The organism is Micromonospora sp. NPDC000442 (genome assembly GCF_042898635.1).
Lineage (GTDB): Bacteria > Actinomycetota > Actinomycetes > Mycobacteriales > Micromonosporaceae > Micromonospora.
Window position 1 is genome coordinate 335,322 of sequence record NZ_JBIAYZ010000002.1, and the last position, 24,258, is coordinate 359,579.

At 70.6% G+C, this 24,258-nt stretch carries 24 protein-coding genes and 1 riboswitch; of the genes, 11 read left to right on the forward strand and 13 right to left on the reverse strand.

The genetic code is table 11. The features are described from left to right. Positions 1-121: 121 nt before the first annotated feature. From galE to ACFY2A_RS04220, 4 genes are all read right to left on the reverse strand, one after another. Positions 122-1,165, reverse strand: a complete 1,044-nt coding sequence (gene galE / locus ACFY2A_RS04205) for a UDP-glucose 4-epimerase GalE (RefSeq protein WP_387168199.1) — start codon at positions 1,163-1,165, stop codon at positions 122-124. Continuing rightward, positions 1,162-2,178, reverse strand: a complete 1,017-nt coding sequence (locus ACFY2A_RS04210; RefSeq protein WP_387168202.1) for a Gfo/Idh/MocA family protein — start codon at positions 2,176-2,178, stop codon at positions 1,162-1,164. Before ACFY2A_RS04210 ends, galE begins: the two co-directional genes overlap by 4 nt. Then, positions 2,175-3,284, reverse strand: coding sequence for a DegT/DnrJ/EryC1/StrS family aminotransferase (locus ACFY2A_RS04215; RefSeq protein WP_387168205.1), 1,110 nt, complete (start codon positions 3,282-3,284; stop codon positions 2,175-2,177). Before ACFY2A_RS04215 ends, ACFY2A_RS04210 begins: the two co-directional genes overlap by 4 nt. A 135-nt stretch (positions 3,285-3,419) precedes the next feature. Continuing rightward, the gene (locus ACFY2A_RS04220) at positions 3,420-4,046 is read right to left on the reverse strand and encodes a TetR/AcrR family transcriptional regulator (protein ID WP_363919101.1); all 627 of its coding nucleotides are present in this window, start codon (positions 4,044-4,046) and stop codon (positions 3,420-3,422) included. Between the two features lie 180 nt (positions 4,047-4,226). On the opposite strand from ACFY2A_RS04220, the gene ACFY2A_RS04225 reads away from it, so the two are divergent. From ACFY2A_RS04225 to ACFY2A_RS04240, 4 genes are all read left to right on the forward strand, one after another. After that, positions 4,227-5,123: an ABC transporter permease gene (locus ACFY2A_RS04225; protein ID WP_363919103.1), complete on the forward strand. Its 897-nt coding sequence runs from the start codon at positions 4,227-4,229 to the stop codon at positions 5,121-5,123. A gap of 7 nt (positions 5,124-5,130) precedes the next feature. After that, complete coding sequence (locus ACFY2A_RS04230; protein WP_363919105.1) at positions 5,131-5,931, forward strand: ABC transporter ATP-binding protein; 801 nt, start codon at positions 5,131-5,133, stop codon at positions 5,929-5,931. Between the two features lie 170 nt (positions 5,932-6,101). Beyond that, complete coding sequence (locus ACFY2A_RS04235; protein ID WP_387168210.1) at positions 6,102-7,607, forward strand: D-ribitol-5-phosphate cytidylyltransferase; 1,506 nt, start codon at positions 6,102-6,104, stop codon at positions 7,605-7,607. Between the two features lie 36 nt (positions 7,608-7,643). Further along, entirely contained in the window at positions 7,644-9,341 is a 1,698-nt protein-coding gene (locus tag ACFY2A_RS04240) for a CDP-glycerol glycerophosphotransferase family protein (RefSeq protein ID WP_387168213.1), read from the forward strand. A 95-nt stretch (positions 9,342-9,436) separates the two neighbouring features. Here the strand turns inward: ACFY2A_RS04240 and ACFY2A_RS04245 are convergent, their stop codons facing one another. Continuing rightward, complete coding sequence (locus tag ACFY2A_RS04245; RefSeq protein ID WP_363919111.1) at positions 9,437-10,084, reverse strand: DUF4360 domain-containing protein; 648 nt, start codon at positions 10,082-10,084, stop codon at positions 9,437-9,439. A gap of 474 nt (positions 10,085-10,558) precedes the next feature. On the opposite strand from ACFY2A_RS04245, the gene ACFY2A_RS04250 reads away from it, so the two are divergent. Next, positions 10,559-11,209 (forward strand): DUF4360 domain-containing protein, encoded by a 651-nt coding sequence (locus ACFY2A_RS04250; RefSeq protein WP_387168217.1) that lies wholly within the window; start codon positions 10,559-10,561, stop codon positions 11,207-11,209. A gap of 63 nt (positions 11,210-11,272) precedes the next feature. Here ACFY2A_RS04250 and ACFY2A_RS04255 read toward each other — a convergent pair whose 3' ends face one another. The 4 genes from ACFY2A_RS04255 to ACFY2A_RS04270 all read right to left on the reverse strand — a co-directional run bounded on the left by ACFY2A_RS04255 (position 11,273) and on the right by ACFY2A_RS04270 (position 13,344). Beyond that, positions 11,273-11,617, reverse strand: a complete 345-nt coding sequence (locus tag ACFY2A_RS04255) for a DUF952 domain-containing protein (protein WP_387168220.1) — start codon at positions 11,615-11,617, stop codon at positions 11,273-11,275. Positions 11,618-11,641: 24 nt separating this feature from the next. After that, positions 11,642-12,451, reverse strand: a complete 810-nt coding sequence (locus ACFY2A_RS04260; RefSeq protein WP_387168223.1) for a class I SAM-dependent methyltransferase — start codon at positions 12,449-12,451, stop codon at positions 11,642-11,644. A 396-nt stretch (positions 12,452-12,847) separates the two neighbouring features. Further along, a complete protein-coding gene (locus ACFY2A_RS04265) occupies positions 12,848-13,183 on the reverse strand; it encodes a hypothetical protein (protein ID WP_387168226.1) in 336 nt (111 codons plus the stop codon). After that, positions 13,180-13,344, reverse strand: coding sequence for a hypothetical protein (locus ACFY2A_RS04270; protein ID WP_387168229.1), 165 nt, complete (start codon positions 13,342-13,344; stop codon positions 13,180-13,182). Before ACFY2A_RS04270 ends, ACFY2A_RS04265 begins: the two co-directional genes overlap by 4 nt. A gap of 602 nt (positions 13,345-13,946) precedes the next feature. Between ACFY2A_RS04270 and ACFY2A_RS04275 the strand changes: the two genes are divergently transcribed. Then, positions 13,947-14,759, forward strand: a complete 813-nt coding sequence (locus ACFY2A_RS04275) for a Scr1 family TA system antitoxin-like transcriptional regulator (RefSeq protein WP_387168232.1) — start codon at positions 13,947-13,949, stop codon at positions 14,757-14,759. Then, on the forward strand, positions 14,750-14,950 hold the full coding sequence (locus ACFY2A_RS04280; protein ID WP_387168235.1) for a DUF397 domain-containing protein: 201 nt from the start codon (positions 14,750-14,752) through the stop codon (positions 14,948-14,950). The genes ACFY2A_RS04275 and ACFY2A_RS04280 overlap by 10 nt, the downstream gene beginning before the upstream one ends. A gap of 115 nt (positions 14,951-15,065) precedes the next feature. Here the strand turns inward: ACFY2A_RS04280 and ACFY2A_RS04285 are convergent, their stop codons facing one another. The 4 genes from ACFY2A_RS04285 to ACFY2A_RS04300 all read right to left on the reverse strand — a co-directional run bounded on the left by ACFY2A_RS04285 (position 15,066) and on the right by ACFY2A_RS04300 (position 19,479). Then, positions 15,066-15,932, reverse strand: coding sequence for a C39 family peptidase (locus ACFY2A_RS04285; RefSeq protein WP_387168238.1), 867 nt, complete (start codon positions 15,930-15,932; stop codon positions 15,066-15,068). 236 nt (positions 15,933-16,168) lie between these two features. Beyond that, positions 16,169-16,309, reverse strand: a riboswitch (cyclic di-AMP (ydaO/yuaA leader). Positions 16,310-16,587: 278 nt separating this feature from the next. Continuing rightward, positions 16,588-17,346 (reverse strand): hypothetical protein, encoded by a 759-nt coding sequence (locus tag ACFY2A_RS04290; RefSeq protein WP_387168241.1) that lies wholly within the window; start codon positions 17,344-17,346, stop codon positions 16,588-16,590. A 256-nt stretch (positions 17,347-17,602) separates the two neighbouring features. Then, positions 17,603-18,067 (reverse strand): hypothetical protein, encoded by a 465-nt coding sequence (locus ACFY2A_RS04295; RefSeq protein WP_387168244.1) that lies wholly within the window; start codon positions 18,065-18,067, stop codon positions 17,603-17,605. A gap of 110 nt (positions 18,068-18,177) precedes the next feature. After that, the gene (locus ACFY2A_RS04300; protein WP_387168247.1) at positions 18,178-19,479 is read right to left on the reverse strand and encodes an acyltransferase family protein; all 1,302 of its coding nucleotides are present in this window, start codon (positions 19,477-19,479) and stop codon (positions 18,178-18,180) included. Between the two features lie 328 nt (positions 19,480-19,807). Here ACFY2A_RS04300 and ACFY2A_RS04305 point away from each other — a divergent pair, with 328 nt between their 5' ends. From ACFY2A_RS04305 to ACFY2A_RS04320, 4 genes are all read left to right on the forward strand, one after another. After that, positions 19,808-20,932 carry a glycosyltransferase family 2 protein gene (locus ACFY2A_RS04305; RefSeq protein WP_387168250.1) on the forward strand — a complete coding sequence of 375 codons (1,125 nt, stop codon included), beginning with the start codon at positions 19,808-19,810 and terminating at the stop codon, positions 20,930-20,932. Beyond that, positions 20,923-21,975 (forward strand): pseudaminic acid synthase, encoded by a 1,053-nt coding sequence (pseI, locus tag ACFY2A_RS04310; protein ID WP_387168569.1) that lies wholly within the window; start codon positions 20,923-20,925, stop codon positions 21,973-21,975. Before ACFY2A_RS04305 ends, pseI begins: the two co-directional genes overlap by 10 nt. A 36-nt stretch (positions 21,976-22,011) precedes the next feature. After that, a complete protein-coding gene (locus tag ACFY2A_RS04315; protein ID WP_387168253.1) occupies positions 22,012-23,118 on the forward strand; it encodes a potassium channel family protein in 1,107 nt (368 codons plus the stop codon). A 192-nt stretch (positions 23,119-23,310) separates the two neighbouring features. Further along, a complete protein-coding gene (locus ACFY2A_RS04320) occupies positions 23,311-24,258 on the forward strand; it encodes a TerC family protein (protein WP_387168257.1) in 948 nt (315 codons plus the stop codon).

Sequence of the window (24,258 nt, forward strand, 5' to 3'; positions counted from 1 at the left end):
CGGCGACCCGGCGGACGCGACGGGCCTCGCCGATAGCTGCCTACCAGCGAGGCCCGTACGCGACGTTTGGCGTGCCACGGTCGGGCCCGACCTTGCCGGTTGCGCCCAGTCCGACCCGGCGCTATAGGCCGGTGGCGCCGACCGGCAGCAGTTGCGGGTCCGCGTCGGTGCCCAGCACCCGTTCACGCAACTCGTCCCACTGCAACGAGTGCCGGATGCCGTCGCGTAGGGACAGGGTGGGCTCCCAGCCCAGCAGCTGTCGGGCCCGCTCGCTGCGGGTGTAGGTACCGGCCGAGTCGCCCGGCCTGCGGTCGGAGACCGCAGTCGGGATAGGCCGGCCCAGCACGGTGTGGAAGGCCGCCAACAGCTCGCGCACCGTCGTGCCGTCGCCCGTCCCCAGGTTGATGGCCTGGTACCGCTCGCCGTCCTCGGTCGGCAGGATGCTGCCGAACCGGCGCAACGCGTGGACATGGGCGCGGGCGAGGTCCCACACGTGCACGTAGTCACGGATGCCGGAGCCGTCGCGGGTCGGCCAGTCGGCCCCGGTGAGCTGGAACGTCGACCCGGTACGCGCAGCCTCGATCATCTTGCCGAGTACGTGCGTGGGACGGGCCAACTGGAGCCCGGTACGCATCTTCGGGTCCGCGCCGACCGGGTTGAAGTAGCGCAGCGAGATGACGTGCAGAGGGTGGGCCCGGGCAGTGTCCTGGAGCACCTGCTCCATCATCGCCTTGCTGCGCCCGTACGGGCTGGTCGCGGCGACCGGAGAGGACTCGTCGACGGCGAAGTCGTCGCCGGGCTGGTAGATCGCCGCCGAGGAGCTGAAGAGTAACCGGTCGCATCCGTTACCGACGAGCGCGTCCACGAACTCCACGGACTTGCCGACGTTTTCGCGGTAGTAGGTCAGCGGATGGTCGACCGAGTCCGGCACCACGATCAGTGCGGCACAGTGGACGGCCGCCTCGATGTCGGGATGCTCGGCGAAGATCCGGTCGATCAGTCGCCGGTCGGCGATGTCACCGCGGTAGAAGATCCGGTCCGCCGCGAACTCGGCCCGCCCGGTACTGAGGTTGTCCAGGATCACCGGAGTGGTCCCGGCGTCCAGACAGGCCGAGGCGATCGTGCTGCCGATGAATCCGGCACCGCCGGCGATCAGGACCTTCACCGGGGCGTCCCGGTGTCGATCGGAATCGTCACGCCGTCGGTGGCCGACGCCAGCAGCCCCGCGGCGACCCGCACCGTGCGCAGCCCCTGCCGGAGGGTGACGATGTCGCTCTCCTTGCCCTCGACCGCGTCCCGGAATCGCTCGTGCTCGACAAGCAGCGGTTCGCGCTTCGGGATGGCGTAGCGGATCATGTCGCCCTCGGCGACGCCGCGGAAGGCCCGCAACGCCTCCCACTCGGTGTCGATGGCGCCGTTGGCGTAGAAGGTCAGGTCGGCGGTGAGGGTGTCGGCGACGAAGCAGCCCCGGTCACCGGTGATGACCGTGGACCGCTCCTTGAGTGGGCTGAGCCAGTTGACCAGGTGGTTGACCATCGTGCCGCCGGTGAGCTGGCCGACGACCGCGACCATGTCCTCGTGCAGTCGGCCACTGCGGGAGACCGTCCGGGCTGACACCGAGACGTACTCCTGGCCGGTCACCCAGCTGGTCAGGTCGATGTCGTGGGTGGCCAGGTCCATCACCACGCCGACATCGGCGATCCGGTGCGGGAACGGACCCTGCCGCCGGGTCACCACCTGGTAGACCTCGCCCAGCTCGCCCGCCTCCAGGCGGATGCGCAGGTTCTGCAGGGCGGGGTTGTACCGCTCGATGTGGCCGACCCCGGCCACCAGCCCACGGCTTTCGAACGCCTCGACGAGCCGGGTCGCCGCCTCGACGGACTGCGCGATCGGCTTCTCGATCAGCGCGGGCACCCCGTGTGCGGCGAGTTCCAGCCCGACCTGCTCGTGCAGCGCGGTCGGGCAGGCGACCACCGCGTAGTCGATGTCCCGGGCCAGCAGCTCGCCGAGATCGGGCAGCACCGGTGCCCGGAGCAGGCCGCTCTGGTCACCGGCCGGGTCGACGATTCCGACCAGCTCGACCCCGTCCAGACCGGAGAGTACCCGGGCGTGGTTGCGCCCCATCGCGCCGAGGCCGATCAGGCCGGCGCGCAGTTTGCCCCCCTGCCGCGCGTTCACCGGGCACCACCGGCGAGGTTGGCGGCCTCGGCGATCCGCTCAAGGTCGTCGGGGCTCAGCGAGGGGTGCACCGGCAGCGAGATCACCTCGGCGGCGGCCCGCTCGGTCTCCGGCAGTTCCCAGGGGCCGGGCTGGCCGTCCTTGTCCAGGTACGGCTTGAGCCGGTGGATCGGGGTCGGGTAGTAGACGGCGTTGCCGACGCCCAGCTCGTCCAGCCGCGCCTGGGCGGCGTCCCGGTTGCCCCGGACCCGGACGGTGTACTGGTGGTACACGTGCCGGGCGGCGTCCGCCACCGGTGGGGTGATCATGCCGGTGATGTTGGAGTCGAGGTACTTGGCGTTGGCCCGGCGCTGCTCGGTCCACTCGGCGAGCTGGGTCAACTGCACCCGGCCGATGGCGGCAGCCACGTCGGTCATCCGCACGTTGGCCCCGACGATCTCGTTCGCGTACCGCTGCTCCATGCCCTGGTTGCGCAGCAGCCGCAGGGTGCGGGCGAGCCCGGCGTCGGCGGTGCTGATCATGCCTCCCTCCAGGGAGTGCATGTTCTTGGTGGGGTAGAAGCTGAAGCAACCGGCGGTGCCGAACGCCCCGACCGGGGTGCCGTGCAGGCTGGCACCGTGGGCCTGGGCGGCGTCCTCGACGACGGCCAGGCTGTGCCGCTGCGCCACCGCCATGATCTGGTCCATCGCGGCGGGGTGGCCGTACAGGTGGACCGGCATGACGGCGACGGTCCGCGCGGTGACTGCGGCGGCGACCGCCGCCGGATCGAGGCAGAAGCTGCCCGGCTCGATGTCCACGAAGATCGGCTCGGCACCGACCAGCCGCACCGCGTTGGCGCTGGCCGCGAAGGAGAACGACGGCACGATGACCTCGTCGCCCGGGCCGACGCCGAGCGCCAGCAGGGTCAACTGGAGGGCGGAGGTGCCGGAGTTGACGGCGACGCAGTGTCGGCCGGCGACGAGTTCACCGAACTCCTGCTCGAACGCGACAACCTCGGGTCCCTGTACCACCTTGCCGCTGCGCAACACCCTGACAGCCGCCTCGATCTCGGCTTCGCCGATGATCGGTCGGGCTGGCGGTATGAAGGCCGGGCGCTGCCCAGTCATGAAGAAGATCCTCCCGTTGCAGGACTGTTCGCAAGTTCGGGGTGCGATACTAGTCCGTTGGACACGGAAGAGCAGAAAGCCATTCACGGGGTGTCCAGTCGACGTTCACGTTTCGGTGTCCGGACGCCGCGCAGCTCAGGCCAGATCGTTCTCCGGCACGGCGCAGGCAACCCGCAGGGCGGCCACGGCGGCCCGCGCCATCCGGTCCAGTTCGGGCGGGTCCAGCGGCAACCGGGCGATGGCCATCCGCCAGTAGATCGGCCCGACGATCAGGTCGGCCGCGGTCCGCGGGTCGGCACCGCCGGGCAACTCCCCACGGTCGACCGCCCGCCCGATGACGATCTTGCCGATCCGGTCCTGGTAGTCCTTCATCGCGCTCTGCAAGGTCCCGGCGATCTGCGGGTTGCGCGCCGCCTCGGCGAGCAGGTCGGGGATGATCTGCGACGCCACCGGGTGGCCGAGCGCCCCGCTCACGACCAGCAGCAGCAGCCGCACGTCGCCGTCGAGGGTCCCGGTGTCGAGCATCGGCAGCTTCCGGCTCGCGACGGCCGAGACCACGTCCAGCACCAGGTCGAGCTTCGAGTTCCAGCGGCGGTAGATCGCGGTCTTGCTGACCCCGGCCCGGCGGGCCACCGCCTCGATGGAGAGCCGGCCGTACCCGACTGCGGCGAGCTCCTGCATGAGGGCACGACGGATGGCCGTGGTGATCTCATCACGGAGCACCGCCGCACCGGCCGGTGTGCGCCTCTTCTCGGCCGTCACCTGGAACTCTTCTCGACTGTCACCGGGACAGCGTAGCGCAACGACGCTACGGTTGCGTCCCGACGTATTTCGGACTACTGTCCAGCCAGCGACCGCGGGCGGCGCTCCCGCACTGACCCACGCTAGATTCACTCATCGCGAGACATAACGCCGGCACGACAGATCGGAGCGCCCATCCCCATGGCCAACCTGCTGGCCGACCCCGACTCCGGCCTCACCCCAGCTCAGCTGGCCGCCCGACACGGGCTGCGGGTGGCCGGCGAGCGGCCCTCGATCGTCGCCTACAGCGGCCAGCTGTGGCGCTACCGGCACTTCATCTCCGCGTACTCCCACGCGAAGCTGACCGCCTCGTTCAGCAACGCCCGGCTCGGGCAGCTGTGGCAGGTGCTCACCCCGCTGAGCAACGCGGCGGTCTACTTCCTGATCTTCGGTGTGGTGCTCGAACAGAGCCGGGGCATGGACAACTTCATCGCCTACCTGACCACCGGGGTGTTCATCTTCAACTTCACCCAGGTCAGCCTGCAGCAGGGCACCCAGGCGATCAGCGGCAACCTCGGCCTGATCCGGGCCCTGCACTTCCCCCGGGCCAGCCTGCCGCTGGCCATCACCGCCACCCAGCTCCAGCAACTGCTCGGCTCGCTACTGGTGCTGATGGTCATCGTGGTCGCCACGGGTGAGCCGATCACCCTGATGTGGCTGATGCTGGTGCCGGCGGTGCTGCTCCAGACGATCTTCAACGCCGGGTTGACCATGGCGATGGCCCGGCTGGGCGCCAAGGCCACCGACCTGAAGCAGGTCATGCCGTTCATCCTGCGGGCCTGGATGTACGGCTCCGGCGTGCTCTACAGCGTCACCCTGTTCGCCGAGAACCTGCCCGGCTGGGCCACGGGCATCGTGCAGTTCAACCCGATGCTTGTCTACATCGAGCTGGCCCGCATCTCCCTGCTGGAGAACACCCACCTGCTCAACGAGTCGCTGCCGCTGACCTGGCTGATCGCGTTCGGCTGGGCGGTCGTCGCGGGGCTCGGTGGCTACTTCTACTTCTGGCGCGGCGAACAGGAGTACGGCCGTGGTTAACCTTGAAATGTCCAATGATGTGACGGTGACCCTCCCCCGAATCCAGGAGCGGATCCCCACCGTGGTGGTGGACGACGCGCACGTCGTCTACCGGGTGTACCGGGGTTCCGCCGGCAACACCAGCCCGGTGGCCGCCTTCAAGCGGCTGGTCACCCGCACCTCCACACCGAACGTCCGGGAGGTGCACGCGGTGCGCGGGGTCTCGTTCACCGCGTACCGGGGTGAGGCCATCGGCCTGATCGGCACCAACGGCTCCGGCAAGTCGACCCTGCTGCGGGCCATCGCCGGCCTGCTGCCGGTGGAGCGGGGGGCCGTCTACACCCAGGGGCAGCCCTCGCTGCTGGGCGTGAACGCCGCCCTGCTCAACGACCTGCCGGGCGAGCGCAACGTCACGCTCGGCTGTCTGGCCATGGGCATGTCGCCGGCTGACGTACGGCGCAAGCTCCCGGAGATCATCGAGTTCTCCGGCATCAACCAGCGGGGCGACTTCGCCTCGCTGCCGATGCGCACCTACTCCTCCGGCATGTCGGCCCGGCTGCGCTTCTCCATCGCCGCCGCGAAGCAGCACGACGTGCTGCTGATCGACGAGGCCCTCGCGACCGGGGACAAGGCGTTCCGCAAGCGCAGCGAGCAGCGGGTACGGGAGCTGCGGGAGAGCGCCGGCACGGTGTTCCTGGTCAGCCACCAGCTCTCCTCCGTACGGGACACCTGCGAACGGACCATCTGGCTGGAATCCGGCGAGATCCGGATGGACGGTCCGACTCGTGAGGTGCTGGCGGCTTACGAGGCATTTACGAACGGCAAGTAGAGTCTGGGTGAACGAGCGGCGACGTCGCCGAGCGTGCCCAGGATCTTGGGCCGCGTTGTCCCGTTGGGGCGACGCGGCCCGCGCGTTATGGTTCACTCCGTCGCCGCGTCGGCGGAACCTTCCGTTCACCTACCACCACAGTCATGTACCCCCGAGAGCGAGGACCGGCAATGACGCAGGACCAGACCACCGATCCGGGTACCACGCCGGAGGACCGGACGCCGTGGCGACCCTCACGGACGGTGGCGGTGGTGCTGGCCGGCGGCACCGGCACCCGGCTGGGTCTGGGCATTCCCAAGCAGTTGCTCAAGATCGCCGGTAAGCCGATCATCGAGCACACGCTGGCCGTCTTCGAGGCCGCGCCCGAGATCGATGAGATCATCGTGCTGATGGCCACCGGGCACGTCGCCGAGGCGCAGAAGATCGTCGACAAGGCCGGCTTCCGCAAGGTCACCAAGGTCATCGAGGGTGGCGACACCCGCAACGACACCACCCGGGTCGCGCTGGACGCGGTCGGCGCGGGCGACTGCAACATCCTCTTCCACGACGCGGTGCGCCCGCTGCTCAGCGGCCGGATCGTCCGGGAGTGCGTGAACGCGCTGTGGACCTACTCGGCCGTCGACGTGGCCATCCCGTCGGCCGACACGATCATCCAGGTCGACGAGAACGAGTGCATCACCGACATCCCCGTGCGTGCCACGCTGCGCCGGGGCCAGACCCCGCAGGCGTTCCGCTCCGGCACCATCCGGGAGGCGTACCGCCGGGCCGAGGGCGACCCCAACTTCGCCGCCACCGACGACTGCGGGGTGGTGCTGCGTTACCTCCCGGAGACCCCGATCAAGGTGATCGACGGCTCCGACGAGAACATCAAGGTCACCCACCCGGTCGACGTGCACCTGGCCGACAAGCTGTTCCAGCTGGCCGCCGCCAAGGTGCCGCGGCTGACCGACCACCGCGCATACAGCGAGGAGGTCTCCGGCCGCACGATCGTCGTCTTCGGCGGCAGCTACGGCATCGGTCACGACCTGACGGAGCTGGCCCGCCGCTACGGCGCCCAGGTCTTCCCGTTCAGCCGTTCCAGCACCGGCACCCACGTGGAGCGCCCCGAGGACGTCGAGGCCGCGCTGCGGACCGCCTTCGAGGCCACCGGCCGGATCGACCACGTCGTGGTCACCGCCGGGATCCTGGAGAAGGGCGCGCTGGCCGAGATGGACCAGGAGACCATCGACCGGGTGCTCCAGGTCAACTTCGTCGGCCCGGTCACCGTCGCCCGGCAGTCCCTGCCCTACCTCCAGCAGACCAAGGGCCAGCTGCTGCTCTACACCTCCAGCTCGTACACCCGGGGGCGGGCCGACTACGCGCTCTACTCGGCCACCAAGGCCGCCCTGGTCAACCTCACCCAGGCGCTCGCGGACGAGTGGGCGGAGTTCGGCGTACGGGTAAACGTCATCAACCCGGAGCGGACCGCCACCCCGATGCGGACGAAGGCGTTCGGCGCGGAACCGGAGCACACGCTGCTCGCCGCCGAGACCGTCGCCCAGTCGTCGCTGGACGTGCTGATCTCGGATCTCACCGGTCAGGTGATCGACGTCCGCCGGCCGCCGGGTGAGGCACCGATCGCCGTCGCCGTGCCCGCCCAGACCGACCGGGCGGCCAGCGCCGCTGCCGTCGGCTGACCCGTCCGACCACACGACCGCGAAAGCGACACCGAGATGCGTGGTGAGCTGGTCCGGAAATTGACCGCACGGGGCCTGGCCACCGGTGGGGCGGTCCTGGCGTTCCTGGTGGTCGCGCTCACCGGAGCGACCGCCTGGGGGCTCTGCCTGGCCGTGGCGGCGCTCGTCGCCACGGTCTGGGAGCGCCGCGTGCGACCCGGTGCCGACAACGTCGCGGAGACCGCGCTGATCGCGGCGGGGGTGCTGGTCGGCTACGGCCGCCGGCTCGACGCCGGCTTCGACCCGGCCCTGACCGCGACCGCCCTGGTGCTGCTGGGCCTGGTGCTGCTCACCGGTCCACTGCGCCAGGCCGGCAACCTGGAGATCCGTGCCGCCAACCTTCCGGTACGCGCCTGGGTGCCGCAGGTCGCGGCGGTTCTCGGCGACGCCGTGGCCGTACTGCTCGGCCTGCTGGCCCTGGCCGCCCTGACGGGGCTACAGACGGTGGTGGCCCTGGCGGCGACGCTGCTGGTGGGCAGCGCCGCCGCGGCCGTCGCCCTCGACCTGGCCCGGCGTCGGTTCCGGCCGTCACCGACCGGGTCGGCGGTGGCCCGGGCGCTGCGCCGGCACCAGCCCGAGTTCGTCCTGCACTTCTCCGCACCGCCCGGCTCCGAGTACCAGGTCACCATGTGGCTGCCGTACCTGGAACGGATCGGCCGGCCCTTCGTGGTGATGGTGCGGGAGCCGGAGTTCCTGGCCCCCGTTGCGGCGGCCACCACCGCCCCGGTGGTCTACTGCCCCACCACCCGGAGCATGGACGAGGTGCTGGTGCCGAGCCTGCGGGTGGCGTTCTACGTCAACCACGGCGCGAAGAACAGTCACTGCATCAGGTTCACGCAGCTCACCCACGTGCAGTTGCACCACGGTGACAGCGACAAGGCCCCCAGCGCCAACCCGGTCTCGGCGATCTTCGACCGGATCTTCGTCGCCGGTGAGGCGGCCATCGAGCGGTACGCGCGGGCCGGGATCGACATCCCCGCCGAGAAGTTCGTGGTGGTCGGCCGTCCCCAGGTCGAGGCGATCGAGGTGCGCCCGCGACCGGCGCGGGGCCTGACCAACCCGACGGTGCTCTACACGCCCACCTGGACCGGGCACAACGCCGACGCCGACTACTGCTCGCTGCCGGTGGCGGAGCCACTGTTGCGACGCCTGTTGGACCGGGGGGCCACGGTCATCCTGCGGGCCCACCCGTACACCGCGCAGAACCCGGCCTCGTCGCGCCAACTGGCGCGGCTGCACGACCTGCTCGCCGCCGACCGGGGCCGCACCGGCCGGGCGCACGTCTACGGTGCCGCCGCGAGCCGGCTCACCCTGACCGACTGCGTCAACCGCGCGGACGCGCTGGTCTCAGACGTCTCCGGAGTGGTCTCCGACTGGCTCTACTCGGGCAAGCCGTACGCGGTGACCGACCTGGGCACCGACGGCGACCGGTTCGTCGAGCGCTTCCCGCTGGCCGCCGCCGGCTACGTGCTGCGCCGGGACATGGCCGACCTGGACGACGTGCTGACCCGGCTGCTCGACACCGACCCGCTCGCCGAGGCCCGCTGGGCCACCCGCAGCCGCTACCTGGGCGACTTCCCGGCCGACTCGTACGCCGAGGTCTTCCTGACCGCCGCCCGACGCGAACTGGACCCGGCCTGGACGGCACCGGCGAAACGCGCCGCGGTCGCCGCGCCCTTCACCTCCGCCACCTGAGCCCGCCGGTGCGGCGCGTCCCTGCGCCACACCCGGTCACGGTGAGGGTGGCCGGCGACGCCGACCACCCTTCTTAGCCGTAGGCCGCGGTCAGGTCACGGGCAGGGCTGCCAGGCGAGGTGGTACATCGTCTGGATGCTGCCGTCGGTCGAGTCCATCGTGAGGAAGCTCGTGTCCGTGGACCTGCCCCGGCTCAGGCGCAGCTCGGTGTTGATGTTCAGGTTGCGCAGCTCACCGCAGGGGTGCCAGACCACGGAGGCGATCGGCACCTCGTCGCTCACCATCCAGTTGTCGTCGAGCGGGGCGGGGATCGGGTGGTTGCTGAAGGTGCTCTGCGTCATGCCCTGGAAGTAGTAGTTCGCCCGCGCCGAGGCGACGGCGCCCGGGTTGAGCAGCCCGTACCCGCGGTAGTCCACCTTGACGATCGCGAAGGTGTAACCGGCCGGGGCGTGAACCAGCACGTTGAGCTGGCAGTTCCGGCGCCCGTCGGTGACCGGGATGCCCGGACCCGCCTGGACCAGGTAGTCGCTGTAGATGGTGGTGAAGGCGGTGTTGTCCGGGGAGACCGCGACATCGGCAGTGCCGGGCCGGCACCCGGAGCCGGCCATCGCGACGAGGTCGATCACGACCTTGTCGGTGGGCGGATCATCCATGACTCCCTTAGCGGACGCCGGCGCCCCCACGGTCAACGATGAAGCGAGTAGCGCAAGCACCACGCCGCCCCGCGTCAGCAGTTTACGCATGAATCCTCCTCCGGTACAGGAAACGACGCCACATGCGGAACAAGCTACGTACAGACATAGATGGATGTCAACGTAATTTCAATTTCGCGACTACCAACTTCGAGCCGAATATTATTCGGCTTGGTCTGGCGACATTGTGCCGTCCCACAGGGTGGAGATCACGGCGAAGCTTCGACCCGGGCCGCCAGTCGATCAGGCACATACCCCTTACGCAGCAACAGTTATAGAGGTTGATCTCCGCGTGTGGCAATTCCGATCAAGCACCCGCCAGCAATGGATCACATAGACGTAGGCTGATGCTTGCGAGCCTCGTTCCGCATCGCTAGCATCCTCTCGCAGAACGCCATCCGAGTGCTCTACACCCACCACTCTCCGCCACCCACAACGGGCCGGTACGCGCAGAGCCTCACGGCCGTTCGGCGAAGAAACACGCGTTGAATTCGGTGAACATCAACTGCATCCGAGAGGAACGGAATGACAAAGAACCTCGTCGGCGCGAGAAACGGGATCTTCGCCGTAATCGGCACGGTTCTCGCGTTGTCCCTGTCCACACCGGCCCACGCCGCTCCATCCGCTTCCACCGCTGCACCGGACAGCGAGATCACCGTCGAGGTGGTGGCAGCCAACGGCTCCGGTTGCTCGCCCGGCACCGCCCGGGTGGTGGCCCATCCCGACAACACCGGCTTCCGGATCCGGTACTACGACTTCGTCGCAACCGCCGGCCGGGGCGTCGACGTCACCGACAGCCGTAAGAACTGCCAGCTCGGCGTGCTCGTCAACGTGCCGGCCGGGTGGACCATCGCCGTCGCCGCCGCCGACTACCGGGGCCGGGCCCGGATCCCCACCGGCGCGACAGGTCGCCAGCGTACGACCTACTACTGGCAGGGCTCGTCCGAGACCAGCCGCACCGACGCGACCTTCACCGGGCCCTACAACGGCTTCTGGGGCACCTCGGACGTCGCCCCCGTGCTCGTCTACGTCCCGTGCGGACAACAGCGGGTACTCAACGTCAACACCGAGCTGAGAGTGGACGCGGGCACGGCCGGCTCGAACGTCAGCATGTCCATGACGACGACCGAGGGTGACGTGGACACCCTGTTCAACCTCAAGTGGGAACGGTGCTGATGCCCTGAGCCGGCACTGCCACGAGGCCGAACCGCCCGACGGCGGGCGCGGATGGACTACTCGTCACGCGCCCGCCGTCGCTGGAACGTCCTCGTCCACCCGGGCCGCACCCGCGACCTCGTAGATCCCACGAACCGCTTCCGCCGGCAGTGCCGCGTAGACGTGCGGGAACGGCCCGCCGTTCAGGGCGTCCTCCCACCGCAGCACATCACCGAGCAGGGACGCGTCGAGCGCGACGATGACAAGCTGCGGCTGGTCGCCGAAGACCCGCGCCGCCGTGGCGGGCAGTTGGGATCGCGACGAGCAGTGGATGTAGCCGCTGTCCCGATCGAACGGTGAGCCGTCGAACCGGCCGGCAGCCTGGAACTCGGCCCATTCGCCGGGCAACAAGATCTTGTAGATCAGCACGTCGCCATGCTGACAGAGCAGGCGTCAGTCGAGGCGTACGGCGATCTGGAGCATGTTCAGGTAGTGCTTGCGTACCGTCCCGGCCGGGCGCGCGGCGATCAGCTCCCGGATCCCGTCGAACAGCGTCCGCCGCTGCCAGGGCGCGGCGGCGATGTGACCGGAGTACGTGGAGAGCAGGCTCAGGTACTCCTCGGCGGTGTAGTCGCGGCTCCAGACGTAACGGTGCACGGTCGGGTGGGCGAAGAACCCGCTGCCCGCCATCGCCGCCACGTCGGGGGCCGCGATCGCCTCGGGTGGCTTCGGACCGCCCTGCCCGTCGCCCATGCCGACCTCGTCGTAGATCCGCTCGACCCGTCGGAAGAAATCGTCGCCGCCGGGTGGTGACACGTGCTCGGTGGCCACGATCGCCAGATGACCGCCGGGGCGCAGCAGTTCGGCGGCCCGGCGGTAGGCGACCTCCGGGTCCAGCCAATGCCACGACGTGGCAGCGAAGACGAGGTCGAACGGCGCGAGGTCGCCGGCTTCCCACCGCTCGAAGGGCGACACCACGACGCGTACGTCCCCCTGGCCGGCGAGCACGCGACGCGCCACAGTGGCCAGTTCCCGACCCGGTTCCAGGCCGACCACCTGCCAGCCGCGCGCCAGCAATCCACGGGTGGCCTGCCCGGTGCCCGTGCCGATCTCCAACACCCTGGCCGACCCGCTCGCCAGGCCGGTCGTCGCGGCCAGGTCGGCGAACAACGATTCCGGATAACCCGGTCGGGCCTGCTCGTACAGCTCGGCGGCCGTGTCGAACGTCGTGGCCAGCCCCGCGTAAGGCTCCTGCTCCCCCATGGCTCCCCCGCACATGTGTCGGACATCGAGGTCAATGTCACCCCTGATCGTCGCATCACCCCCACCCGCCCAACCCCACCCCCCACTCCACCGCCCCACCCACTCACCGCCCCACTTCACCGCCCCACCCACTCACTCACCGCACCCACTCCACCCGCCGCCCCACCCGACCCGGCGCCCCCCCACTCCACCCGGCGCCCCCAACCAACCCGGCACCCGACCCGATCCGCCGCCCATCGCCCCGGCCCCCACCACCGATCGCCCCTCGCGGTCCGCGGCGGCCGGCCGATCCGCCAAGATCTTGGACAGTTTCCGTTCGCGAATAACGGAAACTGTCCAAGATCTCGTGTTTCTCGCCGCCGCATGAACCTTGGCGGTCGGGCGGCGACGGGGTCGCTAGGTCGGGCGGCGGGTCCAGGCTATGAAGCGGGTGAAGAGGGTGGTGGGCTCGGGGGCGTCGTGGGGGTTGAGGTGGTAGAGGTCGCGCATGGCGTCGTACATCAGGCCGGCCAGGTAGATGCACAGGCCGGGCAGGTTCCCGTCGTACTCGACGCGTAGCAGCAGCCTGGCCTGCCCGCAGGGCCAGGGTTGCCCGTCCGCCCGGCAGCACCACATCGGCCGCAACGGAGTGTGCGGCACCTCGGCGTCACAGGCGTACGGACGCAGCGGACGCGGACCCCGCTCGGGAGCGAAGAGTCGGGTGGTGATCGCACCCGACCGGCCCACGGTCACCGCCGGCCCCCGTTGGCCCGCCACTGCTGCCCCGGCGTCAACCAACCGGGACGCCCCGGACGCAGCATCGGCAACGGCCGGGTCGGCTCCCGCATCCACTCCGGCAGGTGCGTACCCCGTTGCCGCTGCGGCAGGTACGTACCGTGCTGATCCTGCGGCAACCCTGTGTCCCCCTGCCGGCCCCACGACACCTGCCGGCCCCACGACACCTGCTGGCCCCACGACACGTGCCGGCCTCGCGACACCTGCCGGCCCCAACAACCGCGGGTCACGCGACACCTGCTGGCCCCGCGACAACTGCGGGTCACGCTGAAGTGGACACTGTCCGGTGCGCGGTTGAGGCGGTGGTAGCCGGGCGCCGCGCTGCTCCTGCCGCCGTGGCGAGTACACCGGCAGCGACTGCCGCCCTGGCGAGTACACCGGCAGCGACTGCCGCCCTGACGAGCACTCCGGCAGTGACTGCCGTCCCGGCGAGTACACCGGCAACAGCGTCGTCGGGCACAGGTACCAGGCAACCCGGGTACGCACATCGACCTCCCAGTCAGCGATCGGAAGGGCCGCCCGGACGCGGGGGAAGGCGCACGGGCGGCCCCGGGACAGAACCGCCCCGTCCCTGTGGATGGGAGCGGCCCCGTTGCGTGACAGTCTGGTGAGGACGGCACTACGGTCGGAAGGCATCGACGCTGGCCACGGTGGGGTCCGGGTGCCCCGATCCAGCCCTGGGTGGCCCCTTGGCGATCTTGACTGACCCGGTGGAGGGGACATGGAACGCGAGCAGCCTTCCGACCTGCATGAGTTGATCCGTACGCAGCTTCGCCGGCTGCGCACTGCCGCAGGCATGAACCAGGAGGAATTCGGTCGGCGGACGAACTATTCGGCGTCCCTGGTCTCCGCTGTGGAGGTGGGCACCCGCCCGCTCGACCGGCCGTACGCGAAGCGGGCGGACGAGGTCCTGGAGACCGGGGGCATGTTTGAGGAGTTGCTGCGCACGGCCGAGGTGCTGCGCCAGCCCGCGTGGTTCCTGCCCTACCTGGAGGCCGAGCGCAACGCCCGGCAGCTCCGCTGTTACCAGCCGACGCTGGTGCCGGGCCTGCTCCAGACCGAGCGGTACGCCCGCGCGGTGATCCGGACGGACGCCGCGCTGACCGAGGCGGGGGTGGAGCGGCGGCTGGCCAACCGGATGGCCCGGCAGTCGGTGCTGGAGCAGGACGACCCGCCCCAGCTCGTCGCGGTGATCGACGAGGTGGTGCTGCGGCGGGTCGACGAGGAGCTGAAGGACGTGCTGGTCGAGCAGGTGCACCACCTCATGGCGCTGGCCACCCGGCCCAACATCAGCGTGCACCTGGTGCCCACCGGCGTCGGCATGCACATCGGACTGACCGGCCCCTTCATCCTGGCGAGGGGCGCGGACGGCGGCTGGGTGGGTAATCTCGAAACCCAACTCGGCGGCGTCCTGGTCGACAAGGACGACGACCTGAGCGCCCTGCTGTCCCGGTGGGAGACGGTGCGCAACGAGGCACTGTCCGGCCGCCAGTCGATCGAGCGCATGAAGGATGTTGTGAAGCCATGGATCTGAACGGCGCGACCTGGCGCAAGTCCACCCGCAGCGGTGCCGGCGGCGGCGACTGCGTGGAGGTCGCCGACAACCTGCCCGGCATCGTGCTGGTCCGCGACACCAAGAACCGCGACGCCGCCACGCTGGCCTTCACCCCGGCCGCCTGGGCGAGCTTCGTCGGCCTGGCGAAGCAGCACGGCCCACACGCCTGACGAACCCGAGCTACGTCGACCTGACGACACAGCACGGCCCACACGCCCGACGTACCCGAAACGGAAGCCCTCGGCCAGCGGGCCGAGGGCTTCCGGGTGCAGCGGGACGATGCGGTCAGGCCGAGTAGCCGCGGGTGGCGGCCCAGTTGGCCAGATCGATGGTGCTGAGCCAGTACGACGGGTACGAGGCGTCCGCCGAGTCGGCGATCCTCACCAGCCGGCCGGAGTCCTTGTAGCCGACCACGGCGATGTAGTGGCCGCCGGGGAAGGAGTGCCAGCGGCCGTCGGTGTCGGTGACGCTGCCGGCGACGTTGACCACGACGCCCCGCCCGTCGGTGACGGCGGCGACGACGTCCGCCTGGAGCTGGTCCATCTGGGCCGGGGTGGCCGCACCGCCACGGATCATCGTGGTCTCGTACGGGTCGCCCTTGACGACGGCGTTGAGGACGCGGGTGGTGTCCTCGGCCGAGTTGGTGCCGGCGAACGTGGTGCCGAGCTGGCCGGCCAGGGCGTCCTGGCTACGGGTGACACCGGCGGCGCTGAGGGCGTTACGTACCGCGGCGGGACCGCAGTAGTAGCCGTTGATCTGGGCCTGGTGGTCGTACTCCAGAACCTTCGAGGCCGGCGGCTTCGGTGCCGCCTTCTTGCTTACCAGGTCCGGGTTCGCGGTGGCCTTCGGTGACGGCGAGGCGGCGGCGCTGGCCGGCGCCGCGCTGGCCGGCGCGGCACTGCTCGGCGCGGCACTGCTGGGTGCGGCGGTCGTCGGCGCTACCGCGACCTGGTCCTGGCTCGGCGGCACCGCGATGTCCCCGCGCAGCTCGGCGGCGGTCGTGGCCTGCGTGGGTGCCGGGGTGTTCCCGGTGCCGGCGAGGGCAGCGCCGGTGCCGGTGGCCAGGACGAGGGCCACGGCGGATCCGGCAACGAGCTGATAGGGGCGTTCGCTGACCAGCCGGCGGAGCCGGCGGGAGAGGGTGTGCTTCACGATTCCTCCACGGGCTGAGGGGGAGAACGGCACACCGGCTCCGGCGGTCAGGTCGGCATCAGGACGCCGACGACCACCCGGGGCGAGCGGGACAGGCCGTTCAGGGGTACGCCCGGAGAACCCGGGCGGTGGCGATGACCGGGGTCAGCTCGCGGCGGTCGGGCCGGCGAGCACGGGCACCGCAGTGCCGTGGAGGCGGGGGAACAGGGGGATCACATCGGACTGCACGAGGTTGGTACTCCTTCCGTCACCGCCGACCGGGTTAGCTGACGGATTCGGGCGGGAAGACGCCCTACCGCGTGCCGAAGCTCGCGGATTCACCCCAGTGGTGCAGTGGGTCCCCGGTTCGTGAGATCACGATTGAGCGGGTCGGCACGGCGTCGCTTCCTGCGATCGGTTACCGCACCGGACGCGCTGACACTACTGGCCGGCCACCTCGAAGCCAACCCGCCTTGACCTGCTTAAACATGATCCGGCGCGGTGATTTTCGGGTATCCGGGAACTGGCGTCGCTCAATGGGAGTGACGGCATTCGGGGCACCTTCGGGTGACAACCGGACGGCCGGTGGACAATCTCGACGGAGATTGATGCGGTAATCACCTCACCTACGAACAGTGACCGAATTTCTGGCTGATGTGACTCAGCTCACGGAATTTCAGCCGAGTCGAGCCGGGCGCCAGCGTGGGACCGGGTCTGGCCGCCCGACGATGGCTCGACCGGAAACGGGCAGTCGGTTCGGTCGGAGCCGCTCGGCGGCCGCGTACGCCTCGGCGGAGAGGGCGCGGGCCGCCTCGGTGGCCAGTTCCGCCGCCCGCCACAGGTCACGCTCCCGCGCGGCGGCCGATCGGTAGGCGGCCCGGCGGTTGTCGCGTACCACTCGGGCGAGGACCACCTCCTGCTCCGCCGGGTGACGCCGGGGATCCCAACCGGACCGGTGCGCCAGCACGTCGCTGAGCTGCCGGGCGGTCAGGTCACCACGCCAGTGGGCGGCCATTGCGGCACGGCGCAGCCAGCGCTCCCGGGCCGCGTACTCGGCCGGGGTTCGGGGGGTGCGCGGGGTCGGCAGTCCGGCGACGCCGGCCAGCCGACGGGCGGCGGCCTCCGCCTCGTCGTACGCGGCCCAGGCGCGGTCCAGTTCCGCCTGGGCCACCCGCCAGGCCGTACGCCGTCGCTCGGCGTTCTGCCCGGCGCCGGCTGCCGCGACCGCCACCTCCCCGGCGTATCGGCTCAGGTCGGCCTGCTCGATCGCGGCACGGGCCGCGTCCTCATCGGCGGGTTTCTCCACCGGCCCGGCCGGCTCCGGGCGGGCGACCAACACGGTGAGTACGCCCAGCGCGAGCACGAGCAGGACCGACCAGATGGCGGCGGCGCGTGGCACCTCGATCAGGAACTGGTAGAGGACGGTCTTCTCCATGGCGGCACCTCGGGGAGATCGGAACGGCGCCGGTGGCCGTACCGGCAGTGGATCGCGGATGGCGTTGCGCGCGGTCTCGGGCTCGTGTGGGCGGTCGCGCTCGTTCTGGCGAGCACCGACGGCGCGGCTCGATCTGGCGAGCCCGACGGCGCGGCTGGCGGCAACGGGCTGGCAGGTGCTCGGCGCGGGTGCGGCACCGAGCGGTGCGGACGCGACGGGACAGCCGCCGGAGGCTTGGCGTGCGGTGTCGCCGGGATCAGGCGTGCGGTGGGGCGCGGGCCGCCCGGGCGCCCGCAACCGGGGCCGCCGGCCCCCGCGTGACGCCCACAGCGACGCCGCCGAACGCCGTCAGCCCGGGCCGACCACAGGCCGCCGGCTGCGTCGCGGACGCCCCGGCCCGGTCGGCGTGATCATCGGCAGCACGCTCGGTCGGCAACGTGGACGCCCCGGCCGGGTCGGCTGAGTCACCGGCACACCGCGCGGTCGGCGTCACCAGGCCGACCAGGTCGAGGGGTGCGGCCTGGTACCAGTCGGCGGACGCGGGTGGTGCGGCGGTCTCGACCGGCGGTGCCGTGGCGACGAGCCGGTCGGCGGGAGCCGGATGGCCGGGCAGCGCCCAGGCGCCGAGGGTGAAGGCGGCGGCGACCGCGAGCCCGGTCAGCAGCCGCGCGGCCCAGCGCGCCAACCACCACAGAGGACGGGCGGGCGCGACGGGAAGCACCTCACCACGCTACCGCCACAGCCACCGGCACGCACCGGTCGTCGGGCGTGTCGTACCGCCCGGCGCGTCGCGCATGCACGTCGATCCGCGCAGGTCAGAATGCCTCCAACTCACCGTCCTTCGTGGACGGAATGGTCGTGCTCCGCGCCCGCCGCGGAATCCACACCGCCACCGGGTACCCGCTGGCGTGGCAGCCCGTCCACCACCGGCCCATCCGGGGTCCCGGATCGCACCGCCGCACCCGATCTCGTGGCTCGCGCCGCACCGCTGGGCATCGTGGACGCCGCGCCACCACCCGGCTGGCCGGGTCGCGGCGGTCGGGACGGGGCCAGGCGGCGCATCATCGGCTGTTCCACGTACCGGTGCAACAGAGCGGCCAGCCCCAGGGTGAGCAGCAGGAATCCGATCACCGCGAGCGGGCCCCACCAGCCGGGCAGGCCGGTGCCCCAGTCGCCGGTCGATCGCAGGATCGTCATGATCACGAAGACGTGCACGAGGTAGAACGCGAACGAGACCTCGCCGAGCCAGACCATCGTCCGGGAGCGCAGCGGCGAGCGTCGCCCGTGCACGTCCGCGTCGGCCGCCGCGGCGATCACCAGGACGTACGCCGCCGACAACAGCGCCGCCCAGAATTCGGCCCGGATCCACTGGGAGGCCGCCACCCAGGTCAGGACGAAGATCAGGCTGGCCAGGGGTAGCCGGGGCCCCCGCCAGCGGCCCCGCAGCATGAGTTCGGCCGCGGCCACGCCCATCCAGAACTCCAGCGAACGGACCAGCGGGAAGACCTGGGCGAACCACCAGCGATCCGGCTCCGGCACCAGTGCCTGCCCGGGCCAGAGCGCCAGGATCAGCAGCGGCACCGCGATCACCACGGCCCACAGCAGCCACGGTCGGGCCCGTCGCACCGCCGGCAGCACCAGCGGCAGGCACAGGTAGAAGAACAATTCACAGGAGAGCGACCAGCTGACGTTGTTGACGCTGTAGAAGTGGCCGGGCCGGGGATCCCAGGCCTGCACCAGCAGGAGGTTCTCCAGCGCCGCCACCGGGTTGATCGGATCGGCGAACCAGAGCATCGCCAGCATGGCCAGCGCCCACAGCACCAGATGGTTCGGATAGATCTTGGCGAACCGACGCCGCCAGAACCGGCGCCGGGAGGCACCGGGCCGCGCGGACCAGACCAGTACGAAGCCGCTGAGGATGAAGAAGAACTGCACCCCGGACAGGCCCAGGGTGAAGATCTCGCCCACCACCGCCTGGGGGCCGGGGTCGGCGATGATGCGCATGGTGCCGGCGTGGAAGCCGAACACCAGCAGCGCGGCGATCCACCGCAGTCCGGTCAGCGACGGCAGGCGATCGGCGTCCGTACGCCCGGGTGGGGTGGTCGCCGGCGCCGCGAGGGAAGTGCTCGTCATACCCACCTCCCGGTTCTCGACCACGTCACACGCACGCCCATCTCCTCCCGGCCGCCCGGACGGGAGCCGGATCCCCCGCGGTGACCGGTGTGGTGCGGCCCGCCGGGCACCCTACCCCGGGAGCCTGCGCACAACCGCCTGCCTCTGCCGCCCTGCCGCACTCCGGAGAACCGCCCGCTGCGGCATTTGTCCAGTTTGATCAGCGGCTACCTCCAGGTGGGTAGTACCTCCGTCGTTAACCCGGCACTCATCGGCTGTTCAAAAACTCCACCGAGCCCGGCCACGTCAGGTTCCAGGTACGTCAACCCGGGTGGCTCAAGGTTTCCGGGTGGTCACACAGCCGACGCCAACGCCGCTGCTGAGCATCGTCGTGCCGGTTTACGGCGTCGAGGCGTACCTGCGCCAGTGCCTGGACTCCATCCACGCCGACCTGCCGGGTGACGAGGCGACGCAGGTGGAGGTGGTCGCCGTCGACGACGCCTCACCGGACCGGTGCGGTGAACTGCTGCGCGGGTACGCCACCGAGCGTCCCGGGCTGCGCGTCCTGCATCTGGACCGCAATGTCGGTCTCGGGCCGGCCCGCAACGCGGGCCTGGACGTGGCCACCGGCCGGTACGTGTGGTTCGTCGACAGTGACGACTGGCTGCCGGCCGGGACGATCCCGGCCGTGCTGGACCGGCTCCGCGTGGACCGCCCCGACGTGATGATGGTCGACCACCTGCGGGTGCACGAGTGCGGCCGCGAGGAGGTGGACGCCAGCAGCCGGTTGCTGCGCGGAACCCCCGGCGTGGTGCGGCTGGCGGACCGGCCGCAACTGCTGCGGGTGCAGCACACCGCCTGGAACAAGGTGGTACGCCGGGAGTTCATGGCCGAGTTGGGGCTGCGCTTCCACCCCGGCTGGTACGAGGACATCCCGTTCAGCCACCCGCTGCTGATCGGCGCGGAGCGCATCAGCGTGCTGGACCGGGTCTGCTATCTGTACCGTCAGGGTCGCCAGGGCGCGATCACCTCGACGCGCAGCGGTCGGCACTTCGACTCCTTCGAGCAGTACGATCGGCTGTTCGCCTGGCTTCGTCAACGGCATCCCGACGGGCGCTGGCACGCCGAACTGTTCGACCTGATGGTGAACCACTTCCTCGTGGTGGTGGGCAACGACGACCGGTTGCATCCGCACCTGCGCCGGGACTTCTTCCGCCGGGTCGCCGCGCACTACCGCAGGTACCTACCCAGCGGCGGCTACCCGCGGCCAGGCGGAGTGTCGGGGCTCAAGCACCGGCTGGTCGGCCGCGACAGTTACCTGGCGTACGCGGCGCTGCGGCGGGCCCATCGGCTCGCCGGCCGGCTGCGCGGCAGCACCGGCGGGGATTCCACGACGGGCGGGACGGACCCGGCATCGGGCAGCCCGACCCGGGACCGCACCTTGGTAAGCACGCACGGAAACGGATCGGAATGACGTTCAAGATCGGGTCGCACCTGGTCGGCACCGGGGAGCGCCCCTTCGTGGTGGCCGAGATGTCCGGTAACCACAACGGGGACCTGGACCGCGCACTGTCCATCGTGGATGCCGTTGCGGCCAGCGGCGCGCACGCGCTGAAGCTCCAGACGTACCGGCCGGACACCATCACCATCGACGTGGACACGCCGGACTTCCGCATCTCCGGTGGGCACGAGCTGTGGGGCGGGCAGAACCTGTACCGGCTCTACGAGAAGGCGCACACCCCGTACGAGTGGCACCGGCCGATCTTCGAGCGGGCCCGCTCCCTGGGGCTGACCGTCTTCTCCTCCCCGTTCGACGCCTCCGCGGTGGAGTTGCTGGAGGAACTGGATGCTCCGGCGTACAAGATCGCTTCGTCGGAGTTGGTCGACCTGCCGCTGATCCGGCTGGTCGCGACCACCGGCAAGCCGATGGTCATCTCGACCGGGATGGCCACGCTGGCCGAGATCGACGCCGCCGTACGCACCGCCCGCGACGGCGGTGCCGCCGGGATCATCCTGTTGGCCTGCACCGCCTCCTACCCGGCGCCGCCGGCCGACAGCAACCTGCGCCGCATCCCGGTGCTGGCCGACGCGTTCGGCGTGCCGGTGGGCCTGTCCGACCACACCCCGGGCATCGGGGTGCCGGTCGCCTCGGTGGCGCTCGGCGCCTGCTTCATCGAGAAGCACGTCACGCTGGACCGCGCCGACGGCGGGGTGGACTCCGACTTCTCCCTCAACCCCACCGAGCTGGCCGCCCTGGTGGTCGAGTCGGAGCGGGCGTACGCGGCACTGGGCGGCACGGCGGTCGGGCCGACCCCGGCCGAGCAGGAGGGCCTACGCTTCCGGCGCTCGTTGTACGTGGTGGCGGACGTACGCGCCGGTGACGAGGTGACCGTGCACAACGTGCGCTCGATCCGACCGGCCGGTGGACTTCCCCCGGTGGAGATCGACCGGGTGCTGGGCCGCCGGTTCACCGCCGACGTGGCCCGCGGCACCGCGCTGAGCTGGGACCTGATCTGAGGGTGCCGGTTCCACCGGACGGGTATACCTCTGCGTATGACCTTGGTGGCGGTGACGGTGGGCCTGGCGTTGATAGCCGTGGTGGTGGTCGACGTCTGGCTCACCGTGCTGCATCCGGACGCGGAGGGACCGGTCGCCCGTACGGTCCGGCGGCTGGTCTGGCGTGCCTCGTCGCTGACCGCCGGTCGACGGCGTACGCCCCGCCGGACTCCGCTGGTCTGGGCGGGACCGATCCTGGTCACCGGCACATTCCTCGCCTGGCTAGGGCCGCTGGTGCTCGGGGTCGCGCTCGTCGTCTGGCCGAACCTGGACGGCTACCACCGGGTCGCCGGTTACGGGCCGGCCGATTTCGTCGACGCCCTCTACTACGCCACCGGGCTGCTGACCGTACTCGGCTTCGGTGACATCACCCCGGACACCGGGGCACAGAAGCTGTTCGCCGTGACCGCCGCCGCCCTCGGCTTCGGCTTCTTCGCCGCGCTGGCCACCTATCTCATCGAGCTGATCACCGGGCTGACGGTCCGCAACCGGTTCGCGTTGACCATCCATGACCAGGTTCGCGGCACCGACGGGGTGGGCCTGCTCGCCCGAAGCTTGACCGACGAGGGGGTCGACGTCGCCCGAGAGCGGTGTATGGCCTGGGCGGCGAGCCTGCGGGAGGTCGACGACACCGTTCGTCGGTATCCACTGGTCGCCCTCACCTACCGGCCCCGCCGCCGGGACTACGACATCGAGCCCGCCCTGGAGCAGATGGCCGCAGTCACCGTCGCGGCGCTGCTGGCCGCCAGGTGTGAACCGTGGCGCGGCCTCCGACCCCGGGCGGAGGAACTGGCGTACGCCCTGCTGCGGCTCCAGGACACCATCGCCAGTCGTTACCTGGGGCGCCATCTGCTGCCCGCGCGCAGCGAGCCGGCAGCAGGTGACGCGGATCCCGATGAGGTGCTACGACGGCTGCACGCTCGGCTGGTCGATGAGTTGGGGCCGCGGTTCGATCAGCCGCCGGGCGGTGACGGTTTGGTCCAGGAACTGCTCTCCCAGTCGCTGCCGTTCCTCGCGGCGTTGCGCGGCTGGTCGGTGCTCGGGGTCACCCGCGACGGCCCACCGATCGGGGTGACCTGCCCGGACGAGCAGACGCAGCCTTGACACACGAAGCATGCTTCGTGAATACTGGTGCGCAGTTCGAGGGGGAGTACCCGACGCACTGCGCGCCACCGTCAGTACGGGCCCGGCCCATCCGGGCCTCGGTGGCGCGGCCACCACACAGGTGGCCGGGGAGACCTTCGTCCGGCAACGCCGGGCCCGGCGACGGGCCCGGCCGGACGAGAGGTCTTCCCGGTGTCTGTCTCCTGGTGGGTCTGGGCCCTGCTGATGCTGGCGATCGCCGCGATGCTGGCCGTCGACCTGTTCCTGCACCGTGACAACCACGTCATCGGCTTTCGCGAGGCCGCGACCTGGTCCGGTATCTGGATCGCCGCCGGCCTGTTGTTCGGTGTGATCCTCTGGGCGTGGCAGGGCGGCGACGTGGCCGGCACGTACTTCGCCGGCTATCTCATCGAGAAGGCGCTGTCCATCGACAACGTGTTCGTCTTCGCGATGGTCTTTGCCTACTTCGGAGTTCCCGCCGCGTACCAGCACAAGGTCCTGTTCTGGGGAGTCATCGGTGCGCTGGTGTTCCGGTTCGTGTTCATCTTCGTCGGCGCGGAGCTGCTGGAGACGTTCTTCTGGACCGCCTACCTGTTCGGTGCGTTCCTCATCCTGACCGCCTACAAGATGGCGTTCCGGCACGGCGAGCAGACCCCGCCGGACCGTAACCCGGTGGTACGCCTGGTCCGCCGTCTGGTGCCGACCGATCCGGCCTACCACGGCGACAGGTTCTTCACCCGGGTCGACGGCAGGCGGGTCGCGACCCTGCTGTTCGTGGTCCTGATCGCGGTCGAGACCACCGACCTGATCTTCGCGATCGACTCGGTCGCGGCGATCCTGGCCATCACCACCAGCACGTTCATCGTGTGGACGGCGAACGCGTTCGCGATCCTCGGGCTGCGCAGCCTGTACTTCTGCCTCGCCGGCCTGCTCCGCCGCTTCGTGCACCTGCACTACGGCCTGGCGGTGCTGCTGGCCTTCGCCGGGGTCAAGCTCATCCTGTCCGAGACCCCCGTCGGCAAGCTTCCCATCCCGGTGACCCTGGGCGTCATCGTGGCCACGATCGCCGTGTCGATCGCCTGGAGCCTGCGCAGCACCAGCTCGCGCTCGGAAACGCCGGAGCCCGCACAACTTCCCTGA